General features: G+C 34.7%; 1 protein-coding gene. It reads right to left on the minus strand.

The window, feature by feature from the left end; genetic code table 11:
• Window positions 1-303 precede the first annotated feature (303 nt).
• Window positions 304-609 (minus strand): transcriptional regulator, encoded by a 306-nt coding sequence (locus A7A69_RS15305; protein WP_152878255.1) that lies wholly within the window; start codon window positions 607-609, stop codon window positions 304-306.
• Between the last annotated feature and the right edge of the window lie 209 nt (window positions 610-818).

The raw sequence follows: 818 nt of genomic DNA on the forward strand, positions 1-818 counted from the left end.
ACAAAAAAAGCCTGAATCATTTAAATTCAAGCTTTTTAGGACAACATGGAATGTTGTTAGTAGTCATCTTGGCGGGAGAGAGGGAATCAACTTTTTAATTTAATATACTGAAAATAAATATAATTTATTATGATGTTTTTTAATTTTACCCCCAGTTTTACCCCCAACTGTATGGAGGTAGGGAAACTGAATCGCAAAGGGAAAAATTTACATCGAGGCTCACCTTTGCTGTTCTTAATTATACATGAGTTTCTATTTTCACCTAAGTATCTTAAATATGAGTTGATAGACGCTAGTATAAGATCACTTTGAACTGCCTAACAGTTTAATATTTTGTAATTTAATCCCTACTTCATCATGAGCTGCCAATTTGGCGAAGTTTTCTTCCATACCAAGCACCGCCATTACTTTAATGTATGTACCAATAGCCACACTAGGATCACCAGTAAAAACTTTACTCACGGTTTTATTATCAAAACCTGTACGATCACAGATCAATTGTTTGGTCAGTCCACGGCGTTTCGCAGCAAGTAATAAATCCTCTCCAAAAGTTGTCAATGCCTTACGTTGTTTAGGGAATAATACCCTGTATAAATCTCTTCTTCCCATAAGTATCTCTGAAAACTGGGACTGTATTCCTAGATTTTGTAGTCAAATAGGAATACATTCCGTATGCGGGTAAAATTAAAAGTATTTATTCATCATCCTCAGAGAACATGCTTTAGGTCTCATCCAAGTTGGGTAGAATATGTTTCTTTTCAGTAACTTCAAATTGTAAGCCGACAGCATCCAATACATGCTCAAAAATATAAAAAGCT

The sequence above is a fragment of the Acinetobacter guerrae genome, assembly GCF_009372255.1.
Lineage (GTDB): Bacteria > Pseudomonadota > Gammaproteobacteria > Pseudomonadales > Moraxellaceae > Acinetobacter > Acinetobacter guerrae.

What these genes read in the sequence shown, in the direction of transcription:
- A7A69_RS15305 (WP_152878255.1), bottom strand. Translation starts at nt 609, where the DNA reads ATGGGAAGAAGAGATTTATACAGGGTATTATTCCCTAAACAACGTAAG.